Here is a 24,367-nt window from a genome sequence, read left to right on the forward strand (position 1 = left end):
GGTTTAATGTGGCTTCCGTGCATATTCCACCAGCACGACAAGCTATGAAAACAGGAGTAAATGCCATGCCCCAGCCCTTTCCACCTCTCGAACCCTACCGCACCGGTACCTTGCCGGTGGATGCCATCCACACCTTGTACTGGGAAGAATGCGGCAACCCCGACGGCGTGCCGGTGCTGTTTTTGCACGGCGGGCCGGGCTCGGGCATATCGCCCCGGCACCGGCAGTTTTTTGACCCCGCCCACTACCGCATCGTGCTGTTCGACCAGCGCGGCGCGGGCCAATCGACGCCGCTGGGCGACATCCGCAACAACACCACCCCGCTGCTGGTGCAGGACATCGAGCAACTGCGCCAGATGCTGGGCATTGCGCAGTGGCTGGTGTTTGGCGGCTCCTGGGGTTCGACCCTGGCGCTGGCCTATGGGCAAGCCCACCCCGAGCGTTGCACCGGCTTTGTGCTGCGCGGCATCTTCCTGTGCTCCCCGTCGGAAATCGACTGGTTTTTGAACGGCATCTGGCACTTTTTCCCGAAAGAACACGCAGCCTTTGCCGGCCACATCCCTGAGGCCGAGCGCGGCGACCTGCTCAGTGCCTACGTACAGCGCCTGTTCAGCGACGACCCGGCGCAGAGCCTGGCCGCCGCCCGCACCTGGAGCCGCTACGAGGGCAGTTGCCTGCACCTGTTGCCGCGCCCCGAGGTGGCCGACCAGTTCGGTGCCGACGCGGTGGCCCTGGGCGTGGGCCGGCTGGAAGCGCACTACATGCGCAACGGCGCGTTTTTTACCGACAACCAGCTCATTCGCAATGTGGACCGCATCCGCCACCTGCCCGCCGTGATCATCCAGGGTCGCTACGACGTGGTCTGCCCGCCCTGCTCGGCCTGGGCCCTGCACCAGGCTTGGCCGGAAGCGTCTTTCCAGGTGGTGGATGACGCAGGCCATGCGGCGTTCGAGCCCGGTATCGCCAATGCGCTGGTGGCGGCGACGGAGCGGTTCAAACACGACGGTACGTTGTAACAATTTTTAAGAAAAATAGGTCGATAGCGCTTACTCCACCTGCACAAGTAGCTACAAAAAATAGAGCACCCTACCCCCGCCAGCGGTTTCATCCCCAAATTGGTGGACACGGTTTCCGGCACGGCTCCTATATTGAAACCAACCCATAAAGGGCCCAATACAGGAGACCACCATGCCCGCTGACCATGCTGCTTTGCGCGATGCCGATCCCAACGACCCCAGCCCCGACAACCCCGAGTTCCAGCAGGTGCTGGAGGCCTTGGTCGGGATCTACCGGCCCATCTTGCAAGAAGACCTGCAACGCGCCGACGACCTGCAGGCCCTGGCCAAAGAGGCAGGCCAGCAAGAGCCCGATTGCGAGGCCGAGATCGCCATGGCGCAGCGCCTGTTCAGCCGCTTTGCCGACGAAAAAACCACCCTGGCCCTGCTGCCCGCCCAGGCGCGCGAGCTGCTCGGCCCCACCGACAACTGGCGCTGGTGCCTGCTGCACATCCGCTGCTGCATCATCTTTGGCTGGCTGCTGTGCCGCCGCCCGCGCAGCTTCCGGCTATCGGCCTACTACCTGTACCGCTACTGGCTGTGCGTACGCGAGGTGCTGGGCACACCGGTCACCCCCGGCAAGCTCAGCGACACCGAACGCAAGGACCTGGCCACGCTGATCGCCGCCCTGGCCAAGGCCTACCGGCCCTACCTGTCGGACCAGCTGGCCACGGTGGACTTCACCATGGGACTGCCCGAAGCGATTGACGGCGGCCAGGTCGATTGCCAGGAGGGCGAGGAAGAAGCCGCCGCCGTGTTCGAGCGGCTGCTGACCGTGGACACCGCCCAGGCCCTGCTGGGGGCCGCCGCCTTCAAGCAGCACAGCGCCCAGCCCTGGTTCTGGTTCTGCCGCTGCTGGTGCCTGTGTGCCATCCGCTTCGGCTGCTGCCTGGCCCGCGCCCGCAGCCTGGTGGACGTGGCCCGCTGCGCGCGCAGCTACTGGCGCTGCCTGCGCGACTGCTTCCGCCCGCTGCAGTGCGCCCTGACCGGCCCGGACGGCTGCGTGGCCGAAGAAGTCAACGCCTTGGTTCCGGCCATGGTGGTGCCCATTACCGGTACTGCGGCGGGCATGGGCTTTAGCCACTACGTGCTGGAATGGTCGCTCAACGGGGCCATCTGGCACGCCAGCAACTTTGTCTACCCGCCGGTGCCGCCGCTCAACACCACGCAAGGCAATACCGCCGTGGTGGCGGGCCTGCTGGGCTACCTGGACACCACCTTGCTCAACGCGGGCACCTACTTTGTGCGCATGGCGGTGTTTGGCAACAACCAATCCACCGTGCCTTGCCAGATCACTTTCTCGGTGTTCAAGAAGGACGTGCGCATCCTGGGTATTGGCGGCAGCACCGCGCTGGACGCACCCTGGACCGACCCCAATGCGCGGCTGATCGACTTTGTACCCGCGCTGTGCAGCCGCCCGTCGGGCACCTACGAGGCATCGTTTGGCACCTGCCTGAACGTGCTGGGCTCGGCCATGGTCGGCGGCTGCGACGACAACCAGCGCATCAAGCGCTACACGCTGGACTACAAGGCCGGTTTCGAGCCCGACTGCGCTACCCCGGGCTGGAGCAACTTCTGGTCGGTGGAATTCACCACGGCAGCGCAGTACCGGGCCATCAACATGCGCACCGATACCTCGGTGCTCACCGCCTACTGGACGGCCGACTGCCTGGTGCCCGTCATCTTTCCGCCCTGGTGCCTGTTGAACGACCCGCAGGCACTGCTGTCGCCCAGCAGCTGGAACAGCAACACCGGCAGTTGCCAGCTCAGCGGCCTGTACACGGTGCGCCTGCTGGTGGAGGACACCAATGGCAACACCTACTGCGACACCCAGCGTGTCTGGCTGGACAACAAGCCCATCAGCGCCCTGGTACGGGTAGGCAAGGTGGCACCCTGCGCAGACCTGAACATCAGTCAATTTGCGCTGCCACCCGACTGCAGCGTGCCCTGGAGCGTGCCGCTGGAAGGCTATGCCTACGACGAATACATCGACGAGCTGCAACCCCTGTCCCGGCCCAACGACAACTTTGACCACTACGAGATCTGGGTCAACAAGCAAGGCGGCGGCGCGTTCAAGATCCCGCTGCCCGGCCCCACCGGTGGCTGCTTTGACGGCATGGCCCGTGTGGGCGACCCCGGCACCCGCTGCGGCATTCCCACCTTGCCTGAAATGATCGGCCAGCTGGCGCTGTTCGACCTGCGCATGGTGGACCCGGAGTGCAGCCAGTCGGTGAAATCGCTCAACGTGCCGGCGGGTTTCACCACCCCGCGCGGGGAATGCTGTATCTACAACTTCACCCTGCGGGTGTTTGACCGCACCGTGCGCCCGTGCGGCAGCAGCTACGCGGAATCGCAATGGCCGGTGAAGATCTGCAACGACCTGCCCATCGTGGACTAAAACCTTTGGACACGCCCTGGTTTCACGCCGTGCTGGGCGCGCTGGCCACCTGGCGGCTGGCGCACCTGCTGGCACGGGAAGATGGACCGTGGGATGCCGTACTGCGCCTGCGCCAAGCGGCGGGCAGCAGCATCTGGGGTCAGATACTGGACTGCTTTTACTGCCTGAGCCTGTGGGTGGCCGCGCCGGTGGCCCTGGCCGTGGCCCGCAACCCGCTGGAATGGCTGCTGGCTTGGCTGGGCCTGTCGGGCGCGGCCTGTTTGTTGGAGCGGCTGGGGCCTGCCGCCCCACCGCCCGTTCTCGAACTTCAAGACTTCAAACTTGCTGACCTCAAAGGAGAACACGATGAGCTGCTGCGGACAGAAACGCGAGACGCTGGCGACCCACCGCCCGCCGAGCCTCCCCACACCGGCACCGACACCGGCCCGGTTCACCTCGTTCGCTAAGCCACCGGCCCCGGCAACCGTGGCACAGCCGGTGGCTGCGCTGGTGGGCCTGGGCAACCTCGGGCTGCGCTACCTGGCCCGCTCGGCGGTGCAGGTGCGCGGGCCCAGTACCGGCCGCATGTACCAGTTCTCGGCGGCCCAGCCGGTGCAGCGCGTCGCCCGTGCCGACAGCGAGGCGCTGCTGCGCAGCGGGCACTTTCGGCTGGAAGCCTGAGAGTCAGCGTACCGGCAAATCCACCACGGCCTCCAACCCCGGCTGCGCGGGCCGCAGCGTCAGCCGCCCGCCGTGGGCCTGCGCCACCAATCGGCACAGGTACAGGCCCAGGCCGACGCCGCCAGTGCCACGCTGGCGGGCGGCATCGGCGCGGTAAAACGGCTCGGCCAGCTGCGCCCATTGGCCATCGGCCACGCCCGGGCCGTGGTCGCGCACGCGCAGTTGCAGGCCGCCATCAACCCGCGCCAGATACACGTCGATCGCGCCCTGGCCGTGCTGACGGGCGTTGTCCAACAGGTTGCGCAGCAGCAGGCGGATGCGCACACGGTCCAGTGGCCAGGCGGGCAGGTTCGGCGCGATGTGCAGTTGGGTGCCGGGGGCCGTGGCCATCTCGGCCACCAGCGCGGCCAGATCGGTGGGCTCCAGGTGCAGGGCGGCGTGCGGGCTGGCCAGGCGCTCACTCTCCAGCAGGTCGCTGATCAGGTCGCGCATGAGTTGCAGATCGCGCAGCAGCGGGTCGCGCAGGAGTTGCAGGTCGGCGGTTTCGGGCAGCAGCTCGGTGTTGAGCCGGGCGCGGGTCAGCGGCGAGCGCAGTTCGTGGCTGATGGCCAGCAGCAGGCCGCGCTTGGCCTCCAACATGGCGTGGATGTCGTGCGCCATGGTGTTGATGTGCAGGGCCAAATCGCCCAGCTCGTCGCGACTTTGCTGCGGGATGGGCTGGCTGAAGTCGCCCGCGCCAAAGCGCTGCGTGCCCCGGCGGATGTCTTCCAGCGGGCGCAGCAGGCGGCGCACCACCGCAAAGGCCACGCCGGTCAGCAGCAACAGCCCACCCAGGGTGGTCCAGACAATGCGGCTGCGCGGCTCCTCCCAATCGATATCGCCCAGACCCAGCACCACGCGGGTGCCGTCGGCCGTGGTGCGGGACAGCAAATGCGGCGCATCCCGCAGCTCCCCCCGCTGCCGCCATGGGCGGGCGCTTTTGCCGGGGTGGGACTCCCAGTGCCCCTGCGGGCCGTCCATCCGTACCGACAGCGGCAGGCGCTGCACCAGGGCCTGGGCACGTTCGATACTGGGCGGGCTGCCCAGGTCGGCCACCAGGTAATCCACATAGTCGCTGACCAAGGGCAGCGCTGCGTCGCGCCAACCCACGGTAAAGGCCTTTTGCATGCCAACGACAAACACCACCGACATGGTGAGCGCCAGCACCATGAACAGCATTACCAGCCGCCACCGCAGCGAATGGCGTATGGCGTGGCGCACGCGGCGGTGCCAGCGGGCTTTTCCTTTGTTTTTAAACAGGGCCATCGCTAGACACGGCCGACAGCCAATGAGTACCCGGCATTGCGCCAGGTTTTGATGCAGTCCAGCGGCTCCAGCTTTTTGCGCAGACGGCTGACCAGCAGGTCCACTGCGCGGGTTTGCAGGTCCACCTCGTGGCCGCGCAGGCGGTTCAGGATGTCGTCGCGGCTGAACACCTTGCCGGGCTCACGGGCCAGCAGGCTGAGCAGTTCGAACTCGGTGCTGGTGAGGTCCAATGCCTGGCCCTGGCGCAGCACGCTGCGTTTGTCCAGGTCCATCTCCAGGCCGTCAAATACCAGCCGGTGCGACTCGTCTGGCACGCGCTGGCGGCGCAGCACGGTCAACAGCCGGGCCACCAGCTCGCGCGGCTCGAAGGGTTTGGGCAAATAATCGTCGGCCCCCAGCTCCAGGCCAACCACCCGGTCCATCACCTCGCCGCGGGCGGTGAGCATGACGAGCGGGATATCGCTGTCTTTGCGGATGGCGCGGCACAGGGCAAAGCCATCCATCTCGGGCAGCATCACGTCCAGAATGGCCGCGTCAAAACCGCCCTGGCGCAGCTTGGCCAGCCCGACGCTGGGGGTCAGCGCGCAGTCCAGCGCCAGACCAAAGCGTGCAAAGTACACACCTAGCGGCCCACCGAGTTCGGCATCGTCGTCAATCAGCAGGATTTTGGGCATGCGGGCATTGTCATCGCAGGTAACGCACTTTCAGGCAAAACGCACCGCCCGCCAGGGATAGCTGGCCCTGGCTTTGCCAGGCCACTGGTATCGCCCCACGCTTATCGCATCGGTTTTTGCAAACCGATCCGAGGGGGGGGTGGAAAAAGATGCGAAGCACTGCAGCCTGGGGGTGTGCCAATATTTCAGCCGTGGCGAAACCAGCCCCCACGGTGTTGCATGAAATCGCGCACTTGCTGCTGCTGCCCCGGGTTCAGCGCATCAAAGAAGTTGGCGGCGGCGGTAATCACCTGGGGGCTCTGGCTGCGCAAAACGGCAGTTTTTTCTTCTACCAGGGCCTGTGCCTTGGTGCGGTCAAACTGGGTGCCCGCCACCAGGGCCTGCATGTCGGCGCGCGGGTCGGTGCTGCTGCCCATCAAAGCTTTGCGCTGGGCTTGCAGCGTGTCGCTCAGGGTGCCCAGCAGTTGTTTCTGCGCATCATTCAGGTCGAGCTTTTTGCCGACTTTTTCGACCATCTTGACGCGGAACTCGGCCGCGCGCTGCTCGTTCATCGGGCCGCCCCAGGCGTGCTCGCCGCGGCCTGCGTAAGCGCTGAGGGCACCAACTACCAGGCTGGCACCGAAGAGGCCGAGCAAGGTTCTTTTGAGGGTTCTTTTAAAAGTAGATGGCATGGTGTGAATCCAGTGAAATAGAGGGTTAAACAGGGTTCCCATGGTGCCGGGGCGGGTACGGCGCGTCCTCTCGGCGCGGTATCGGTTTGTGTCGTTTTATGTCTGGGGTGCGAAAAGACCCCTTCAACACTATGCTTTACATAGCGGTACATGCATGGCCGATAATCGTTAGCCTCGGATTCCATGGTTTAGCTGGCGTAACGGCAGCCAACAACCCGCCTGAGGTGTGCCCCAGGCACACGACTCTGTGCGAGATTGTTAGAAATGTTACATAAAGTTACACGTAGTGTGATAAAACCAAACTCAAACCATTCTGAGTGCCTCCCTGATTCCATGCCCAAGACCCGAGATGTAGCCCCTGCGTGGCTGACGTTGAGCACCACCACGTGCCTGTTTTTGCCCATGCTGCTGCTGATCGTGGTAGCGGGCAGCTTGCGTTACCGGTTACTGGTCCAATTTGAAACCCGCGCGGCCAATGCCCACTTTGCACAGCAAATACTGCTGGTCCAAAAATACCTGCTGCCCCCACTGGCGCAGACCCTGCAGTCCCCCCAGGCTGTGCCAATGGCCGCCTGGCTGCGCACCGAACTGCAGTCTTACCCCGACATCACCTTGCTGCAATGGCGCGCGGGCGGGCAAATCACCGAAGCGCGCAACCCTGCCCCCGCCCAGCCGCAATACCCCCCGTGGTTCGGGTCCTGGCTGAACATCCTCCCCCACACCGCCCAGCTAGAAGCGGCCAACAGCGCAGGCGCGCTGACCGTGCAGATCAGCCCGGTGTTTGCGTTCAACAGCGCCTGGAGCCGGGTGCAGTCGCAACTGTGGATTGCGGGCGGCAGCATTCTGACAATTCTGAGCCTGCTGTTCTGGCTGTTGCGCACCAACCGCCGCATGCTGCAACGGCTGGCCGTGGCCACCCAGCAGTTCCAGCGCGGCGACCTGTCCACCCGCATGCAAGTGACGGGGCCGCTGGAGGCCCGCACCCTAGCGCACACCTTCAACAACATGGCGGGCGAGGTGCAGAGCCTGGTGGCATCGCTCACCCACGCCCAGGTGGCCCTGCAAATCGAAAAAGAGCGTGCCGAAGTCACCCTGTCGTCGATTGGCGATGCCGTCATCACCACCGACCTGGCCGGGTGCATCCTCAGCCTGAACGCCGTGGCCCAGCAGCTCACCGGCTGGACCCACCAGCAGGCCCTGGGGCACCCGTTGGGCGAGGTGTTTGAGCTGCTGGAAGAACCCGGCTGGGCTGCAGGCCATGCCAAGCAGGCACCGCTGTACCAAACCACCACCGTGGTGCATGGCACCCACCAGACGCTGTTGCACCCCTCAGGCGAGCGCATCGCGATCGAGACCACCGCCGCCCCGATCCGCCAGGCCGACGGCACGGCCATGGGCTGCGTGCTGGTGTTCCGCGATGTGAGCGAAAAGCGCCAGCTGATCCAGGAAATCTCGTGGCAGATCGGCCACGATGTGCTGACCGGCCTGCACAACCGCGCTGCCATGGAAGAACCCTTCAACCTGGCCATCCTGCAGGCCCGCCACCACCACAAGCTGCTGGCCGTGTGCCTGCTGGACCTGGACCACTTCCAGCCCATCAACACCCGCTACGGCAGCAGCTGCGGCGACCGCTTGCTGCAGCAGGTGGCCCAGCGGCTGGCCGAATTTGCCGGGGACGACCACGGCCTGGCGCGCCTGGGCGGCGATGAATTTGTGCTGCTGCTCAAAGACCAAAGCCACCTGGCCGAGGTGCAGCAGCAGGTCGACCAGGTGCAGGCCCTGTTGACTGCGCCCTACCAGATCGACGACCAAACCATCCACCTCACCACCAGCATCGGCATCGCCGTCACACCGCGCGGTGACATGCACAGCGAAACCAACCTGGACACCTTGCTACGCCACGCCGACCAGGCCATGGTCCAGGCCAAGCAGACCGGGCGCAACCGCAGCTACCTGTTTGATGCCCAGCGCGACCAGGAAGTGCAAACCCACCACCACCAGCGCACCCGCATCCACCAGGCCCTGCTGGACGGCGAACTGCGCCTGTACTACCAGCCCAAGCTGAACATGCGCACCGGCACCGTGTTTGGCATGGAAGCCCTGCTGCGCTGGCAGCACCCCGACAAAGGCGTGGTCGGCCCCTACCAGTTTCTGCCGCTGGTGGAGCACACCGACCTGATCATCGACATCGGCGAATGGGTGCTGCAGCAGGCGCTACAGCAAATGCAGCAGTGGGCCGCACAAGGCCTGCACTGGGTGGTCAGCGTCAACATCGCCGCGCGGCACTTCCAGCGGCCCGACTTTGTGGCCCGGCTGGGCAGCATCCTGGCGGACTTCCCGCAGGTCTCCCCCAGCAAGTTGGAGCTGGAGATTCTGGAGTCTGCCGCGCTGGAAGACGTGCAGCACATGCGTAGCGTGATGGCCGCCTGCCAGCAGCTGGGCGTGCAGTTTGCGCTGGACGACTTCGGCACCGGATATTCGTCCCTGGCCTACCTCAAACACCTGCCCGCCAACACCTTGAAGATCGACCAGGCCTTTGTGCGCGACATGCTGGAAGACCCGGACGACCTGACCCTGGTGGAAGCCGTGGTCGGCCTAGCCAAGGCCTTCAACCGGCAGGTGATTGCCGAAGGCGTGGAAACCGTGGAACACGGCCTGCTACTGCTGCAACTGGGCTGCGACCTGGCCCAGGGCTACGGCATCGCCCGCCCCATGCCCGCCGACACGGTAGCCGCCTGGGCCGCCAACTTCATCCCTGGCAAAGCCTGGCGCGCCTGGGGGGCCATGCAGTGGGACACCGCCGACTTCCCCCTGCTGCTGGCCGAGCACGACCACCAAGCCTGGGTGACCAGCATCGCCGCCCAGCCCGCCGATGCCGATGCCAGCTACCCGGCCCGCTTTGGCAACTGGTATGCCCAGCGCGGCAGCACGCTGTACGGCCAGTTGCCCGCCTTCACCGCGGTGGGTGCCGCCATCTTGCGCCTGCGCGACCACAGCCAGACGTTGGCCAAAGGACGCGTGAACGGGCAGGCCGTGGACATGCCCAAGCTGCACGATCTGCAAGCCGAACTGGCCACCCAACTCGCCGCCCTGCTGCTCGAAGCCACGCAAAAGCAAGCCCGCAGACGCGCCGCGCAGAACTTCATGGTGTACAGCTAATGCTATAAAATAAATAGCATACTACGCATACAGAATATACGCTAGAAGCTCATTCAATGCTGATTTTTAGCCAGCCAGGCCGTCACCTTGGCCTGGTCGGTCTCGGCCCGCAGGGCCAAGAAAGCCACCTCCGCCTCGGGGTACTGGCGGCGCAAGAAGTTCAGCCATTGCTTGAGCCGCCCGGCGCGTGAGCGCGGCTCCAGCTGGCTGCACACCAGTTGCCAAAAGGCATTAATCATGGGTTGCAAATCTGCCCACGGCAGGTGCGTTGTGTCGGAATCGGCGCGGATTGCCAGCGCCAAGCCGGGATCGGTCACCATGCCGCGCCCCAGCATCAGCGTGTCGCAGCCGGATACAGCGCGGCAGCGGCGGGCATCGTCTACGATCCAGATTTCGCCATTCGCCACTACCGGGATGTGCACGGCTTGGCGGATGTCGTTCACACGCGCCCAGTAGGCGGGCGGCCGGTAGCCGTCGGCCTTGGTGCGGGCGTGCACCACGATCTCGGTGGCCCCGGCCTCGGCGATGGCCAGCGCGCATTCCACCGCCCGGCTGTCGTCGTTGAAACCCAGCCGCATCTTGGCCGACACGGTCTGCTCCAAAGGCACGGCACGCCTTACCGCCGCCACAATTTTCACCAACAGCTCCGGCTCGTCCAGCAGGGCCGCGCCGCCGCCGTGGCGGTTCACCACCTTGGCTGGGCAGCCAAAATTCAAGTCCACGCCCATCGGCCCCAGGCTGGCCAAGCGCCCAGCGTTTTCGGCCAGGCACACCGGGTCCGAACCCAGCAGCTGCGGCCGCACCGGCACACCGGCCAGCGTGCGGCTGCCGTTAAGCAGTTCTGGCACCACGCGGATGAAAGCCCGCTCGGGCAGCAAGCTATTGGTAACACGGATGAACTCAGACACGCAGCGGTCAATACCGCCCACGCGCGTCAAGATGTCGCGCAGCACGAAGTCGAGCAGCCCCTCCATCGGGGCCAGCAACAACTGCACGTTAGAAGCTGCCGACGAAATCCTTCTTGCCGACTTCCACGCCGTTGTGGCGCAGGATGTCGTAGGCCGTGGTGGTGTGGAAGAAGAAATGCGGCAGGGTGTAGTTCAGCAGGTAGCTGCTGCCCACCAAGGTCTGCTCTTTCGGCGTGCCAGGGCGCAACACGATGCTGCGGTCGGCACCGGCTTCGATGTCGGCGGCGGGCAGGCTTTGGATGAAGGCCAGGGTCTTGGCGATCCGGGCTTGCAGGTCACCGAAGCTGGCTTCATTGTCTTCATACGCAGGCACGTCCACACCGGCCAGGCGGGCAGCACCGCCCTTGGCGAAGTCGGCGGCGATCTGCACCTGGCGGGTCAACTCAAACATGTCGGGGTACAGGCGCGACTGCAGCAAAACGCTGGGGTCGATCTTCTTGTCGGCCGCGTGGGCTTCGGCTTTTTGCAGCACAGCGCTCAGGCCGCCCAGAATTTGGGTAAACAGGGACACAGAGGCTTGGTGGAGGGACAGGGACATAGTTTTTAACTTGGATACATTGGCTAAGGAGGCAGGAGTCTACGGCGTTCGGCCCGACCCAGCAGGGGCCGCCGCCAAATCCGGGAAAATAGCGGTGATTCCTCTTATTTTAAAAATACACATGACCGACACCACCGCCACCACAACCACTGCCTCCACCCGCCCCGCCCTGCCCGACCATCTGTCGGTAGACCCGCGCAGCCCCCACCACGTGGCCGCCGTGTTCGAACACGACATCGGCATCCGCCTGAACGACAAGGAGCGCGTGGACGTGGAGGAATACTGCATCAGCGAAGGCTGGGTCAAAGTACCCGCAGGCAAAACCCGCGACCGCAAAGGCCAGCCGCTGCTGATGAAGGTCAAGGGCAAAGTCGAGGCGTTTTATAAATAAAGCCCGGCAAGACCCCATAAAGCCCTGCCTATACGGGGCGGAAGATGCGGTGCTAGACTGGTTTTTGCCCTGGAAGCGCGGCCTGCAACCATGGCAATCCGAGCAAATCATTCCATTTGGAGACACACATGATGGTCACCCACCGCAGCTTCACGAAATCGCTTTTTGCCACCGCCATCCTGGCCATGGGCATCGCAGGTTGCAGCTCCATGCTGCCGTCCAACAAAGTGACTTTGTCCGCGCAACTGACCGCCGCCCAAGAGGTGCCGCCCACGGCCTCTACCGGCTCTGGAACGGCCGAAGCCTGGCTGAACAAAGACACCAATGTGCTGACCTGGAAAGTCAGCTTTTCGGGCCTGACCGGTCCCGCCACCGCAGGCCATTTCCACGGCCCAGCGGCTGCGGGGTCGAATGCCGGTGTGGTCGTACCCTTTAGCGGCACCACCAGCCCGCTGGAAGGCCAGGCCACCCTGACCCCCGCCCAAGCCGCAGACCTGCTGGCAGGCAAGTGGTACGCCAACGTGCACACCGCGGCCAACAAGGGCGGCGAAATCCGTGGGCAGATGACTCCCAAGATGTGATGCTGGGCTGCGATGGCCCCACCAGGCCATCGCAGCCATTGCACACAGCGGCGTAACTCAAAAACTCCTGAATTGATAGCTATCAGTGCAGATGGAATATGCGCCAGAGGCACTTTGGAGGCTTAATATGTCGTACCGATCATTTTTTCGACCCTTAGCCGCTTTGGCACTGGCCGCGGTGCTCTGGCCGGTGCCCGCGGCTCTGGCGGCCGATACGCCCGCAGCGGTGGCCGACAGCGAAGTACACGTAGCGCGCGCCGACGGCAGCTTCACGGTGGACATGACAATCCACGTGCCGGTGGACCCCGCACGGGCCTGGGCGGTGCTGACCGACTTTGAGCACATGGCCGATTTCGTGCCCAACCTCGCCAGCAGCCAGGTCACCGAACGCAGTGACGGCCTGGTCAAGGTCGTCCAAAAAGGGGTAGCGAAGTACGGTGTTTTCTCGACCCACTTTGAGTCCACCCGCGAAATCCATCTGGTTCCCACGCACGAGATCCGCGCCCATGGCGTGGGTGGCAACGTCCAGCGCATGGAAAGCCTGATGCAGTTGGAGCCAGACGGCACCGGCACCAAGCTGACTTACCACGCCGAGGTGCAGCCAGGATTCTGGTTTCCGCCGCTGGTCGGGCCCTCTTTGGTGCAGCACCAAACGGCTGAGCAATTCACCGCCATGCTGCACGAGATGCTCAAGCGGCCATGAACTTGGCTGCGGCGCTGGCTAACCCCTAGTCAGGCCTAAAACAAATCTATAACTTAACGACGCCAGTCGTTGCCACGGCCTTCGCCATGGCCGCGGCCTTCATCCCAGCCGCGGTGGTGCCAGCGGTGGCCCCATTGCGGGTAGACCACTTGCGGCTGCACGTACACCGGCTGGGGCTGGTAGTACACCGGCGCAGGCCGCACGTACACGGGCGCAGGCTGGTAATAGACCGGTGCGGGCGGCTGGTAGTACACCGGGGCGGGTTGCACATACACCGGCTGGGGCGCGCCGCCGTACACCTGCACGCCGGGCACACCAATACCAATCGACCAAGACACATCGCCGCGCGCTTGTGCAACGTTGGCTGCGCCGAGTGCACTGATGGCCAACACTGCAGCAAATAATGAACGTTGGAACTTCATACTGATCTCCTTATTTCAATTTGGGAGCGAATAGCCCCTTAGTTCTGTTAACGCTGTACAACCAATCCGGTGGACAAGCCTGTAAACAGAAGCGTTGCCAAACGTAACGGGACCTTGCGCAACCTAAAATCAAGGTATGAGCGCACACCCCACCTCCCCATCGTCATCCGCCCCTGCCGAACCCACCAAACCCAGCAACTTCCTGCGCCAGATCATCGAATCCGATCTGGCCGCAGGCACCTATGCCCAGCGCCAGTGGGCTGGCAGCCCCGGCGATGCCGCGCACCAGGCCACCGGCCAGCCCGACCCGGCCAAAATCCGCACCCGCTTCCCGCCCGAGCCCAATGGCTACCTGCACATCGGCCACGCCAAAAGCATATGCCTGAACTTCGGCCTGGCACGCGATTTTGGCGGCGTGTGCCACCTGCGCTTTGACGACACCAACCCCGAAAAAGAAGACGAGGAATACGTCAAGGCCATCATCGACACGGTGAAGTGGCTGGGCTTTGACTGGAATGGCGCACCCGATGCCCCCGCGTACGAGGCCAGCAGCTACTTCGACTTCATGTACCGCGCCGCCGAATATTTGGTCACCGCAGGCCACGCCTACGTGGACGAGCAAACCGTGGAGCAAATGCGCCTGAACCGCGGCGACTTCGGCAAGCCCGGCACCGACAGCCCCTTCCGCGCCCGCACCCCCGACGAAAACCTGGCCCGCTTCCGCGAAATGCGCGACGGCCAGCACGAAGATGGCTCCATGGTGCTGCGCGCCAAGATCGACATGGCCAGCCCCAACATCAACCTGCGCGACCCCGCCATCTACCGCATCCGCCGCGCCACCCACCACCGCACGGGCGACAAATGGTGCATCTACCCGATGTACACCTTTGCCCACCCCATCGAAGACGCGCTGGAGCAAATTACCCACAGCATCTGCACCCTGGAATTTGAAGACCAGCGCCCCTTCTACGACTGGCTGCTGGCCCGTTTATGCGAAGGCGGCCTGCTGGCCAGCCCGCCCCCCCGCCAGTACGAATTTGCCCGCCTCAACCTCACCTACGTGGTTACCAGCAAACGCAAGCTGGCCCAGCTGGTGTACGACCACAAGGTCAGCGGCTGGGACGACCCCCGCATGCCCACCATCGTGGGTCTGCGCCGCCGCGGCTACACCCCCGAAGCCATCCACCTGTTTGCCGAACGCATTGGCGTGACCAAGAGCGACAGCTGGATCGACTACAGCACCCTGGAAGGCTGCTTGCGCGAAACGCTAGACCACAGCGCCCCCCGCGCCATGGCCGTGCTCGACCCCGTCAAGTTGGTGCTTACCAACTGGGATGCGGTGATGGGTGCTAATGTGCTCGATGCCTGCAGCGCCCCAGTGCATCCGCATTTGCCCGAGCTGGGCAAGCGCAGATTCCAAATCGGCAAAGAAGTGTGGATCGAACGCGGCGACTACGAAGAAACCCCGCCCAAGGGCTTCTTCCGCCTCTTCCCAGGCAACAAGGTCCGCCTCAAATACGGCCATGTCATCACCTGCACCGGTGCAGTCAAAGATGCCAACGACCGGGTCACCGAAGTGCACGCCGAACTCATCCCCGACACCAAGAGCGGCACCCCCGGCGCCGACAGCGTCAAGGTCAAGGGCGTGATCACCTGGGTCAGCGTGGCCGACGGCCTGCAAGCCGAAGTCCGCATGTACGACCGCCTGTTCATCGATGCCCAGCCCGACGCAGGCGGCAAAGACTTTATCGAAAGCCTGAACCCCAACAGCCTGAAAGTAGTGCAAGCCATCGTGGAGCCGTCACTGGCAGCGGCGAAGGCGGACGACAAGTTCCAGTTTGAGCGCCACGGGTACTTTGTGGCGGACCGGGTGGACCACCAGGCGAGGAAGATGGTGTTTAACTTGGCTGTGGGGTTGAAGGATAGTTGGGGGAAGTGAGGCATCTACTATCTTCCATGCATCTAATAATCACATGAAACCTGAAAAGCCGACATTCGTGGACCTCTTCTGTGGGGGGGGGGATTCGGCGCGCGTGGCGCAGTTCGAGGTGGAGGCATCCCTCTCCTTGGTCTCGATGCTTGGGACCTAGCGACCCAAACCTACAAATCAAATTTTCCCGAAGCCGACATCATTACCAACTTCATTGAGAAAGTTGATATCAGCGCATTGGGGGAAAAATACCAACCGGATGTACTTCTTACATCACCGGAATGTACGTCTCACTCTATTGCTCGCGGCTCGAAAGCAGGCAAAGAAAGCAGCCGAGAAACGGCTATGGGCATAGTCCCATGGGTCGAATCTATGAACCCGCGTTGGGTAATTGTTGAAAACGTAAATCGAATGAAGAAATGGGATCGCCACAATGAGTTGGTTGAGACCATTGAGGGATTGGGGTACACGGTCAGCGATTTGTTCTTGAATTCTGCTGACTTTGGATCAGCACAAGCGCGCAAAAGAATGTTCTTGGTTTGTGATCGTGAAAGCTCCACCATTACCCGAGAAGAGTTGCTCGCCCAGGGAAATATAGTGCGCCAATCCGCGAGCGATATCATTGATTGGGATGCCAACTATCCTACAAACTTGCTCGAAAAACCAGGGCGAGCAAAACCAACACTGGCGCGCGCCGAGCGAGCAATTGCGGCTCTCGGTCGAGGCATTCCATTCATCATTGTTTATTACGGCTCCGACTATGCTGGCGGATGGCAAAGAATTGATGCCCCATTGCGAACCGTAACAACAGTTGATCGCTTTGCACTAATCACGTGGGCTGGTGACACCCCATACATACGCATGCTTCAACCGAATGAGCTAACGAAGGCCATGTGCGGGGGCGCTGACCACGTACTACCTCATGGCAGCCGCAGAGAGAAAGTGAAACTTTGTGGCAATGGCGTCTGTTCTGACATGATGACTGCAATCTTTCGTTGGATTGCAGTTGCCCAAGCCACTTCCAAACTCAAGCGCGCATGATTACCAGTGCCCTTAGTTCTGCGGATTTGATAGTCGATGAAAGCTACGGGGGCTCAAGAAATGGCAATGCTTCCGATGACCCGCTGCCACAGTTACTGGGGGTTGATAACGGAGCAGGTTTTCGTCACCTCGGGAAAAGGCCGGCAGTCAAGACACTAAAGTTGCTTGCGTTGAAGTCAAGCCTAACTGACATCAATTGGCCAGATTCGATAGATCGCGAAAACGGCCTGTTTACCTATTACGGCGATAAGCGTGAGCCAGGCGACTTGCATGACACGCCTCGGCAGGGCAACTTGATGCTTCGCAATCTTTTCGACGAAGCACATTCACAGCAAACGAGTGATCACTTTCCGCCAATTTTCTTATTTGGCAACACCGGCACTTATCGCGACCTCCGTTTTCTTGGACTAGCAGTACCTAGCGCTGCTGGTAAAGAATGCGTTTGACGCAGATTCACCTGCAGTTGGGATAACTATCATCCCTCGAAGCGAGAATCGTCCACTCGGGAAAATCATTGTCCAAGACCATGGACACGGCATGACCTATGACGACGTTGTGAATCGCTGGTTCGAACCAGCAACAGATGAAAAGCTAAAGCGACAGACAAGTCCGGGTGGGCGCAGACTACTAGGAGCAAAAGGTATTGGTCGCTTTGCCGCATCCCGACTAGGAAGCAACCCTCCTAGATGATGAAATGCCCTGTGGATCGATCGATCTTGGAATCAACGTGTATGACCGCGAATCGGAGTCCGTTGCCGCTTTGTTCGAGAGGATGGGCCTTGATTTTGAAAAAATCGGAATTCGCGCCGCCAGAAACATACTTACGGACAATGCGGGCATATCGATATTTCGCAATCGATTCCGGATTCGGCCATATGGTGAACCTGAAAACGATTGGCTTGAACTTGAACGCCAGAGAGTACAAAACCCATCTAAAAAACTTGGCCTGACCCAAGTTTCTGGCCGAGTGACGATTGAAGACGAGGCGACTTCAAATCTAATTGAAAGAAGTAGTCGTGAAGGGCTGGAGCACAACGGCGCTTTCGAGAGACTGAAAAGGCTCCTTCATGGCGTACTTGTTCATGTTGAAGAGCGGCGCCTATGGAAAACAACCTGGACTTCGAGCTGCGCCACAAAGCCATCGTCGACCGCTTTGGCCGCTACCCCCACCGCAACGCCGTGCTTGGCCGCAGCTCTAAGGCGGAAGAACTGGCTTTCTTGAGCGAGCACGGGTCTTCGTTCTAGGCTCGCGCCAGGGTTTGCTACGCTTTTAGTAGCTGCATCCGCATATATCGCCTGCGCAAGCGGCATTTTTTACTAAAATCAAGTATGCCCCGCAAACACCACCACGTCTACGTGGTCGAGCTCTCCAAAGACGTGCTGCTGGAGCCGCGCTTTCGCAAGGGCAATCCGGGCTATGTGGAAGGCAAGCTGTGCGTGTATGTGGGCATGACGGGGCTGGACCCGGATGTGCGCTTTGACAAGCACAAGGCGGGCATCCAGGCCAACCGCTATGTGCAGCGCTATGGTTTGCGCCTGCTGCCAGACCTGTACGAGGCCTTCAACCCCCTGACCTACCAAGACGCGGTGGACAAGGAGATCGAGATCGGCATCGACCTGCGTTCGGCGGGCTTTGGGGTGTGGCAGGCCTGAGCAAAAGCCCGCCGTATAGAGCCTAGAGACGCTCAGTCAGTGCCCCGCCTTACGGGGCGGCTTCAAAGTCAATAAAGCCGCGCTCGACATTGGTGGCCAAGAGTTTGACCCGCACTTTGTCTCCAACCTTGAGCGCACTTAAACCTCGGAGCAGCTTGCCCTCGGCAGGCGGGTTCAGCAGGCGTACCCACATGCCATCGGCAGCGTTGCCGGTGACGATGGCGTCAAAGCGCTGGCCAATGCGTGACTCCAGCAGCAACGCTGCCTCGGACTTGCGCATCTGGCGCTCCACCTTTTGCGCTGCATCTTCCTGGCGGGTGCAGTGGGTGGCCAGCGCGTCCAGCTCGGCGCTGGAATACGGTGCTGGCTGGTGGGCCAGCGCGGCCTTGAGCAGCCGCGCGGTGATGAGGTCGGGGAAGCGCCGGTTGGGCGCGGTGGAGTGGGTGTAGTCCGTCACCGCCAGCCCAAAGTGCCCCACGGCCAGGCTACCCGGGGTTTCGAGCACGTATTCGCCCCGCCCCATGAGCTTGACGATGACCAGCGACAGGTCGGCAAAACGCAGCGGGTCGGCCCGGCGGCGCTTGGCCAGAAAGTCCTCCAGCGCCTTGGAGTCGGGGTCGGGCGGCAACACCTCGCCATATTCCTTGGCCACGGCCACGATGCGCAACCAGCGCTCGGGCGAGCGCACTACGCGGCGCAGCGAGGCGATGCCCTGCCCCGCCAGGTAGCGCGCAGTGCAGGTGTTGGTGGCAATCATGACTTCTTCGATCAGCTGGCGGGCACGGTTGTGCTCTTGCAGGTGGATGTCGGACACCCGCTCGCCATCAAACACCACGCGCGGCTGAAAGGATTCAAACTCCAGCGCACCGGCCGTGTGGCGGCGGGCCCGCAGTTGCTGGGCCAAAGCATCTTGCGTGCGCAGTTGCGCGTCCATGCCCGGCACGGCGGCAGCCGCAGCAGGCAATGCGCCCTGGCCGGCCAGTGAGGCGTCGGCGTTGAACACCATCTCGGTCACCATGGCCAGGCGGTCTTGCTGGGCATTGAGGGAGGTCAGGTCGGTCGACAGGCGCTCGGGCAGCATGGGGAAGATGCGCGCCGAGGTGTAGACCGAGGTGGTGTTGGCGCTGGCGTGCTGGTCAATCGGGCTGTCGCGCGGCACCAGGGCATCCACATCGGCAATGGCCACCCACAGGCGCACGCTGCCATGGGCCAAGACTTCCGACACGGTGAGCTGGTCCAGGTCCAGCGAGTCGTCGTTGTCGATGGAGCACCACAGCAAGGCGGTGAGGTCATGCACGGCAGGATCTGCGCTGTCGCCGGTGGCCGTAATGCCGGCCAATTGGCGATCTACAGCGGGCGAGAATTCGGGCAGCAGGCCGCGCTCAGACATGGCCTGGATGGCGATACGAACCAAATCGCTGCGGTGGTGGGCAATGGCGGGCTTGTAAACTCGCAGCCTTTGCCTGCTGGATACGGAGACCCCATGAACAAAGCCCCGCACAAACCTTTCGTGATCGGTGTCGCAGGCGGCAGTGGCAGCGGTAAATCGACGGTGACGCGCCAGGTGCTGGCATCCATCGGGCCGGAGATGACGGCGGTGCTGATCCAGGACGATTACTACTGCGACCAGACGCATCTGTCGCCCGAAGAACGGCGCGCCACCAATTACGACCACCCCGACGCGTTTGACTGGCCCTTGATGGTGCAGCATGTACAGGCGCTGCGCCGCGGCGAGGCGATCGAAATGCCCACCTACGATTTCACGCTGGACAACCGCGCCACCAAAACCATCACCGTGCAGCCCGCGCCGGTGATCGTGATCGAAGGCCTGTTTGCGCTGTTTGATGCCGATTTGCGCAAGATGATGTCGCTGAAGATTTTTGTGGATACCGCCGCCGACGTGCGCTTCATCCGCCGCCTGCAGCGCGACATGGCCGAGCGCGGGCGCAGTGCCGAAAGCGTAATCAACCAGTACCTGGAAACCGTGCGCCCCATGCACAAGCAGTTCATCGAGCCCACCAAGCGCCGCGCCGACGTGATCCTGCCGCACGGCGCCAACGGGCCCGCCATCGACATCATCACCACCAAGGTAATGAGCTTGATCCGCGATCTGGAGCGGGCCTGACGCCGCCCCACCGCAACCACCTGTCTGCTATTTTTTTAATAGCTACTAGCGCATATTCCAACTACGCTAGAAGCCTATTTAGTTTAAAAAATTCACGCCTGCACACACCGCCGCCACCTGTGCGGCAATGCACTGCTCAGGCGTGGCGCGGGGGCTGTCCGGATAGACCTCGGTCGTCGTGGTGTAGCGCGCACCGGTAATGCCTGCGCACAGGCCCAGCTCTTTCATCGCGTAGTGGATCACGCCGTGCGCCACCAGCGGTGAGCCGATGATGCCGCCGTGCGCGTCGGCGGGGGCGATGTGGGTCACGCGTTCTACGGCCAGGATGATGGCCTGCTGGAACGCGGGCTGGGGGTTGACGGTGTCGTCCACCAGGTAGAAGCCGTCGGGGATGGTGGCGGGCTCGAACGGCTGGCCGTCGCGGGCGGCCACGGCGGGGCGGTATTCGGACTCGTCGGTGTCGGTGGTTTCGTGCAGGTCGATGTGGGCGGTGAACTGGCCGCGCATCGGGCCGATGAGGCGCAGCAAGGCGGCAGACTCTTGCGCGGGGCTGGCGGGGCGGAACGAGCGGTTCGGGTCCAGAGCATCGAAGTTCCAGCGCTGGATGCGCTCGTACGCCCAGGGGCTGACGCAGGGCACCACCAGCAGGTTCACCCGGCCCGCGTAGGCTTCGGCGTGCGCCTCCACAAAGCGCAGCGCGCCCAGCACGCCGCTGGTCTCGTAGCCGTGCACGCCGCCGGTCACCAGCACGCTGGGCAAGGCGCTGTTCCAGCCCCGGCTGCGGATGGCGAACAGGGGGAAGCGTTCGTCCGCATAGGCCACTTCACCGTAATGCTCTACGTCAAAGCGCTCGCGCAGCCGCTCGATGCGCGGCAGCACGTCGTCCGCATAGCTGCGCTGGCGCACCTGGCGCGCGCGCCACTGGGCACGCTCTGTGTCGCCCCAAGCTTGGCCGGGGGTGCCGATGGGATAGAAATGGGGGTTGCTCATGGGGTGTTTGGCAGATGGAGTTACTAGAAAAAGCCAGGGGCATTATGGGGTTGGGCGTTGCAGGCATCACGCCACCCTTGCAATCCAGCCCCCCACCACGACCTGCGGTAAATGACCGAATCCCTGCACATCGTCTGCCCCCATTGCCACACCACTAACCGCGTGCATACCGACCAGCTGGGCAGCGCGCCCGATTGCGGTAGCTGCAAAAAGCCCCTGTTCACCGGCCAGCCCGCCGATCTGGATGGGGCGGCGTTTGACAAGCACCTGCTGCGCAACCAGATTCCGCTGTTGGTGGACTTTTGGGCACCGTGGTACGGGCCGTGTCGGCAGATGGCACCCGCTTACGTGCAGGCCGCGGCCCAGCTGGAGCCACGCATCCGCGTGGCAAAGGTGGATACCGAGGCGCACCAGACCTTGGGCGCGCGCTACCAGATCCGTAGCATCCCCACGCTGGCGCTGTTTGTGGGGGGCCGCGAGGTAGCCCGCCAGGCCGGTGCCATGGGGACGGCCGACATCGTGCGCTGGGTGCAGCAGCATGCGCCGCGCTAAGTTTCACGCTTAAACGCCTACCTCAATTTGCAATAACCCGGCCGGAGAAGCTTTATGCACCGGCTGTTACCGTTCGCCACTTTCCTCCACCAACCTGTTTGAACACCATGCTATTGACCCCTTTGCACGTCGGCGCCCTCACCCTGCCTAACCGCGTCCTGCTGGCCCCGTTGACCCGCACCCGCGCCGACGCGGGCCACCTGCCCAACGACCTGATGACCGAGTACTACAGCCAGCGCGCCACCGGCGGCCTGCTGATCACCGAATGCACCATGGTGGCCCCCGGCACCTCGGCCTTCATCAACGAACCCGGCATCTACAACGAAGCGCAAATTGCGGCCTGGAAGAAGGTGACCACCGCCGTGCACGCCAAGGGTGGCCGCATCTTCATGCAGATCTGGCACGCAGGCCGCGCTGCGCACCCGGACATCAACAGCGGCGTATCCACGGTATCCAGCAGCGCCACGGCGATCGAGGGCGAGATCCACACCCCCGGCGGCAACGTGCCCCACGTGGTGCCCCACGCGCTGACCGCCGACGAAATTCCGGCCATCGTGGAGACGTTTGCCCAGGGCGCCAAGAACGCCATTGCCGCCGGTTTTGACGGCGTGGAAGTGCACGGTGCCAATGGCTACCTGATCGACCAGTTCCTGCGCGATACGCCCAACCAGCGCACCGACGGCTACGGCGGCACGCTGGAAAACCGCGCCCGCTTCCTGTTCGAAGTGCTGACCGCCGTGACCGCCGCCATTGGCGCAGACAAAGTGGGCTTGCGCCTGTCGCCGTTGAACAGCTTCAACAGCATGCAAGACAGCGACCCGCTGGCCTTCATCGGCTTTTTGGCCGACAAGCTCAACGCCTATAAGCTGGCCTATTTACACGTGATGCGGGCCGATTTCTTCGGCGTGCAAAAGGGCGACGCGCTGGCCGTGGCCCGCGCCAAATACAAGGGTGTGCTGGTCGGCAACATGGGCTACACCGCCGAAGAGGCCGATGAAGCCATCACCGCAGGCCAACTGGATGCCGTGGCCTTTGGTACGTCCTTCCTGGCCAACCCCGACCTGCCCGCCCGCATCCAGCTCAAGGCCCCGCTGAACGTGCCCGACCAAAGCACCTTCTACACCCAGGGCGCCAAGGGCTACACCGACTACCCCACGCTGCAAAACTAAGCCAACAGCCCTTCAATCACCTGCCAATGCGCCGGGTCCACCGGCGTGATCGACAGGCGGTTGCCCCGGCGCAGCACCTGCAGATCGGCCAGGGCCGGGTGGGCGCGTAGCTCGGGCAGAGCCAGCAGCCGCGTCTTGCGTATCGCCTGCACGTCCAGCAGCAGCCAGCGCGGCGCTTCTGGCTTGCTGGCGGCATCAAAGTAAGGTGAAGCCGGGTCGAACTGCGTAGGGTCAGGCCGGGTACCCGAGGCCACGCGGGCCAGGCCGGCAATGCCCGGCTCGACGCAACTCGAGTGGTAGAACAGCACGCCATCGCCCGGCTGCATCTGGTCGCGCATGAAGTTGCGGGCCTGGTAGTTGCGCACGCCGACCCAGGGCACCGTGCGATCGGGCGCGGCCAGGGCATCGTCGACGGAGCATTCGTTGGGTTCGGATTTCATCAACCAGTAGTGGGGCATGGCAGGCTTGCGTGAAGAAGGAGCAGCTAGCTTACCGCGCTGGCGCGGGCCCTGCCAGATACTCCTTTTTTCATAGCTACTAGCGTAGGTACTGCATGCGCTAGAGGCTTATTTTTCTTAAATTTAATCGATGGCCATGGGCTTCGGTTACCCTCCTGCATTTCCTACTCCACAGAGCTCCAAGCCATGAAAAAACTCAACATCACCATCCAGCTCGAAATGTCCGTGCCCGACGACTGGGAACTGGCCACCACCTCCGAAGGCGGCCAGGTGCTAAAGCTGCCGAACGGCCAGTTCATGGACATGGCCATCGAGCCGATGTTTGCCACCGACCCCGAAGACACCTGGACCAGCACCGGCGACGACGATGTGCTCAACGACGTGCTGGACATGATCGAAGCCGAAGACGTGACCTACCAGTTCGTCACGCACTAAAAACGTTCCAAGAACGCGGCGGTGTGGAACGCGCCTGCGGGTGTTTATCTGACACGCTGCAGCCAGGCCTGGGCTTGTAATGGCAGCTTGCCGCAATCTTTTGCGGCCCCATCACAGGAGACCCCCATGCAAGCCACCAAGACCGTTCAAGCCACCATCACCGACCACGTCACCTTCACCCCCGGTGACGGCGCGCCCATCGTGATCCCCAAGGGGCCGGTCGAGATCGAGGTGGCCACAGAGAGTGCCACGCTGAGCTGGACGGCCGATAACGGCGCAGCCTGTGTGGCCGCCCTCACCCTCACGCAATACAAAGAGTACGTGCGTGACAAGAAAATCACTTTAGCCAGTTAAGGCAACGCTGAATAAGTCCCGACCTGGCGCGTGACTTGCATTGGTATTGTCATCCCTCACAAGGCGACAAAGATGAAGCAACACACCCTGGCCCTGGCCGCCGACCAAGAAGCGGGATTCGCCCAGCACCGCAAA

27 protein-coding genes and 1 pseudogene are annotated in these 24,367 nt (G+C 62.9%); 19 read left to right on the plus strand and 9 right to left on the minus strand.

Translation table 11 applies throughout. From position 1 onward, the window contains the following. Positions 1-65 precede the first annotated feature (65 nt). The 4 genes from pip to Q0T48_RS02355 all read left to right on the plus strand — a co-directional run bounded on the left by pip (position 66) and on the right by Q0T48_RS02355 (position 4,113). Positions 66-1,016 carry a prolyl aminopeptidase gene (gene pip, locus Q0T48_RS02340; RefSeq protein WP_295951848.1) on the plus strand — a complete coding sequence of 317 codons (951 nt, stop codon included), beginning with the start codon at positions 66-68 and terminating at the stop codon, positions 1,014-1,016. Between the two features lie 172 nt (positions 1,017-1,188). Continuing rightward, complete coding sequence (locus Q0T48_RS02345) at positions 1,189-3,453, plus strand: hypothetical protein (RefSeq protein WP_295951849.1); 2,265 nt, start codon at positions 1,189-1,191, stop codon at positions 3,451-3,453. Between the two features lie 5 nt (positions 3,454-3,458). After that, on the plus strand, positions 3,459-3,899 hold the full coding sequence (locus Q0T48_RS02350) for a DUF1360 domain-containing protein (RefSeq protein ID WP_295951853.1): 441 nt from the start codon (positions 3,459-3,461) through the stop codon (positions 3,897-3,899). Positions 3,900-3,918: 19 nt separating this feature from the next. Then, positions 3,919-4,113: a hypothetical protein gene (locus Q0T48_RS02355; protein ID WP_295951855.1), complete on the plus strand. Its 195-nt coding sequence runs from the start codon at positions 3,919-3,921 to the stop codon at positions 4,111-4,113. A 3-nt stretch (positions 4,114-4,116) separates the two neighbouring features. Here Q0T48_RS02355 and Q0T48_RS02360 read toward each other — a convergent pair whose 3' ends face one another. The 3 genes from Q0T48_RS02360 to Q0T48_RS02370 all read right to left on the minus strand — a co-directional run bounded on the left by Q0T48_RS02360 (position 4,117) and on the right by Q0T48_RS02370 (position 6,763). Continuing rightward, entirely contained in the window at positions 4,117-5,418 is a 1,302-nt protein-coding gene (locus Q0T48_RS02360; protein WP_295951856.1) for a HAMP domain-containing sensor histidine kinase, read from the minus strand. 2 nt (positions 5,419-5,420) lie between these two features. Next, positions 5,421-6,092: a response regulator transcription factor gene (locus Q0T48_RS02365; protein ID WP_295951858.1), complete on the minus strand. Its 672-nt coding sequence runs from the start codon at positions 6,090-6,092 to the stop codon at positions 5,421-5,423. Positions 6,093-6,277: 185 nt separating this feature from the next. Beyond that, positions 6,278-6,763 (minus strand): Spy/CpxP family protein refolding chaperone, encoded by a 486-nt coding sequence (locus Q0T48_RS02370; protein WP_295951860.1) that lies wholly within the window; start codon positions 6,761-6,763, stop codon positions 6,278-6,280. Positions 6,764-7,096: 333 nt separating this feature from the next. Here Q0T48_RS02370 and Q0T48_RS02375 point away from each other — a divergent pair, with 333 nt between their 5' ends. Next, positions 7,097-9,922 (plus strand): bifunctional diguanylate cyclase/phosphodiesterase, encoded by a 2,826-nt coding sequence (locus Q0T48_RS02375; protein WP_295951862.1) that lies wholly within the window; start codon positions 7,097-7,099, stop codon positions 9,920-9,922. A 53-nt stretch (positions 9,923-9,975) separates the two neighbouring features. Here Q0T48_RS02375 and Q0T48_RS02380 read toward each other — a convergent pair whose 3' ends face one another. Then, on the minus strand, positions 9,976-10,917 hold the full coding sequence (locus Q0T48_RS02380; RefSeq protein ID WP_295951865.1) for a tRNA-dihydrouridine synthase: 942 nt from the start codon (positions 10,915-10,917) through the stop codon (positions 9,976-9,978). A 1-nt stretch (position 10,918) separates the two neighbouring features. Then, the gene (locus Q0T48_RS02385) at positions 10,919-11,428 is read right to left on the minus strand and encodes a DUF1993 family protein (RefSeq protein ID WP_295951867.1); all 510 of its coding nucleotides are present in this window, start codon (positions 11,426-11,428) and stop codon (positions 10,919-10,921) included. Positions 11,429-11,549: 121 nt separating this feature from the next. Here Q0T48_RS02385 and Q0T48_RS02390 point away from each other — a divergent pair, with 121 nt between their 5' ends. From Q0T48_RS02390 to Q0T48_RS02400, 3 genes are all read left to right on the plus strand, one after another. After that, a complete protein-coding gene (locus tag Q0T48_RS02390; RefSeq protein WP_295951869.1) occupies positions 11,550-11,819 on the plus strand; it encodes a DUF3297 family protein in 270 nt (89 codons plus the stop codon). 131 nt (positions 11,820-11,950) lie between these two features. Continuing rightward, a complete protein-coding gene (locus Q0T48_RS02395) occupies positions 11,951-12,400 on the plus strand; it encodes a CHRD domain-containing protein (RefSeq protein ID WP_295951905.1) in 450 nt (149 codons plus the stop codon). 163 nt (positions 12,401-12,563) lie between these two features. Then, entirely contained in the window at positions 12,564-13,103 is a 540-nt protein-coding gene (locus tag Q0T48_RS02400; protein WP_295951871.1) for an SRPBCC family protein, read from the plus strand. A gap of 53 nt (positions 13,104-13,156) precedes the next feature. On the opposite strand, the gene Q0T48_RS02405 is transcribed toward Q0T48_RS02400, so the two are convergent. Continuing rightward, positions 13,157-13,525 (minus strand): hypothetical protein, encoded by a 369-nt coding sequence (locus tag Q0T48_RS02405; protein WP_295951873.1) that lies wholly within the window; start codon positions 13,523-13,525, stop codon positions 13,157-13,159. Between the two features lie 136 nt (positions 13,526-13,661). On the opposite strand from Q0T48_RS02405, the gene Q0T48_RS02410 reads away from it, so the two are divergent. The 6 genes and pseudogenes from Q0T48_RS02410 (at position 13,662) to Q0T48_RS02430 (ending at position 18,149) form a co-directional block, all read left to right on the plus strand. Beyond that, on the plus strand, positions 13,662-15,464 hold the full coding sequence (locus Q0T48_RS02410) for a glutamine--tRNA ligase/YqeY domain fusion protein (protein ID WP_295951876.1): 1,803 nt from the start codon (positions 13,662-13,664) through the stop codon (positions 15,462-15,464). Positions 15,465-15,656: 192 nt separating this feature from the next. Beyond that, positions 15,657-16,496, plus strand: a complete 840-nt coding sequence (locus Q0T48_RS02415) for a DNA cytosine methyltransferase (protein WP_295951908.1) — start codon at positions 15,657-15,659, stop codon at positions 16,494-16,496. Continuing rightward, positions 16,493-16,942: a hypothetical protein gene (locus tag Q0T48_RS02420; RefSeq protein ID WP_295951879.1), complete on the plus strand. Its 450-nt coding sequence runs from the start codon at positions 16,493-16,495 to the stop codon at positions 16,940-16,942. The genes Q0T48_RS02415 and Q0T48_RS02420 overlap by 4 nt, the downstream gene beginning before the upstream one ends. Before the next feature lie 31 nt (positions 16,943-16,973). Next, complete coding sequence (locus tag Q0T48_RS22015; protein WP_366887920.1) at positions 16,974-17,186, plus strand: ATP-binding protein; 213 nt, start codon at positions 16,974-16,976, stop codon at positions 17,184-17,186. 402 nt (positions 17,187-17,588) lie between these two features. Then, positions 17,589-17,741 (plus strand): annotated as a pseudogene (locus Q0T48_RS02425) (DUF924 family protein); the annotation flags it as partial. Between the two features lie 84 nt (positions 17,742-17,825). Further along, on the plus strand, positions 17,826-18,149 hold the full coding sequence (locus Q0T48_RS02430) for a hypothetical protein (protein WP_295951882.1): 324 nt from the start codon (positions 17,826-17,828) through the stop codon (positions 18,147-18,149). Positions 18,150-18,198: 49 nt separating this feature from the next. Here the strand turns inward: Q0T48_RS02430 and Q0T48_RS02435 are convergent, their stop codons facing one another. Then, positions 18,199-19,563 carry an RNB domain-containing ribonuclease gene (locus tag Q0T48_RS02435; protein ID WP_295951884.1) on the minus strand — a complete coding sequence of 455 codons (1,365 nt, stop codon included), beginning with the start codon at positions 19,561-19,563 and terminating at the stop codon, positions 18,199-18,201. 69 nt (positions 19,564-19,632) lie between these two features. Here Q0T48_RS02435 and udk point away from each other — a divergent pair, with 69 nt between their 5' ends. Further along, positions 19,633-20,274, plus strand: coding sequence for a uridine kinase (gene udk / locus Q0T48_RS02440; RefSeq protein ID WP_295951887.1), 642 nt, complete (start codon positions 19,633-19,635; stop codon positions 20,272-20,274). Between the two features lie 78 nt (positions 20,275-20,352). Here udk and Q0T48_RS02445 read toward each other — a convergent pair whose 3' ends face one another. Then, positions 20,353-21,264, minus strand: coding sequence for a M14 family metallocarboxypeptidase (locus Q0T48_RS02445; RefSeq protein ID WP_295951890.1), 912 nt, complete (start codon positions 21,262-21,264; stop codon positions 20,353-20,355). Between the two features lie 111 nt (positions 21,265-21,375). On the opposite strand from Q0T48_RS02445, the gene trxC reads away from it, so the two are divergent. Together trxC and Q0T48_RS02455 are read left to right on the plus strand one after the other, a co-directional pair. Continuing rightward, on the plus strand, positions 21,376-21,816 hold the full coding sequence (gene trxC, locus Q0T48_RS02450) for a thioredoxin TrxC (protein WP_295951893.1): 441 nt from the start codon (positions 21,376-21,378) through the stop codon (positions 21,814-21,816). Positions 21,817-21,923: 107 nt separating this feature from the next. Then, positions 21,924-22,985, plus strand: coding sequence for an alkene reductase (locus Q0T48_RS02455; RefSeq protein WP_295951896.1), 1,062 nt, complete (start codon positions 21,924-21,926; stop codon positions 22,983-22,985). Here Q0T48_RS02455 and Q0T48_RS02460 read toward each other — a convergent pair. Continuing rightward, positions 22,982-23,443, minus strand: a complete 462-nt coding sequence (locus tag Q0T48_RS02460) for an EVE domain-containing protein (RefSeq protein ID WP_295951898.1) — start codon at positions 23,441-23,443, stop codon at positions 22,982-22,984. The genes Q0T48_RS02455 and Q0T48_RS02460 overlap by 4 nt on opposite strands. A 186-nt stretch (positions 23,444-23,629) precedes the next feature. On the opposite strand from Q0T48_RS02460, the gene Q0T48_RS02465 reads away from it, so the two are divergent. Both Q0T48_RS02465 and Q0T48_RS02470 read left to right on the plus strand, forming a co-directional pair. Then, positions 23,630-23,878 (plus strand): hypothetical protein, encoded by a 249-nt coding sequence (locus Q0T48_RS02465; RefSeq protein WP_295951901.1) that lies wholly within the window; start codon positions 23,630-23,632, stop codon positions 23,876-23,878. Between the two features lie 126 nt (positions 23,879-24,004). Continuing rightward, the gene (locus tag Q0T48_RS02470) at positions 24,005-24,232 is read left to right on the plus strand and encodes a hypothetical protein (RefSeq protein WP_295951903.1); all 228 of its coding nucleotides are present in this window, start codon (positions 24,005-24,007) and stop codon (positions 24,230-24,232) included. The last annotated feature ends 135 nt before the right edge of the window (positions 24,233-24,367 follow it).

It is taken from the genome of Rhodoferax sp. (genome assembly GCF_025354435.1).
Classification (GTDB): domain Bacteria; phylum Pseudomonadota; class Gammaproteobacteria; order Burkholderiales; family Burkholderiaceae_C; genus Rhodoferax_B.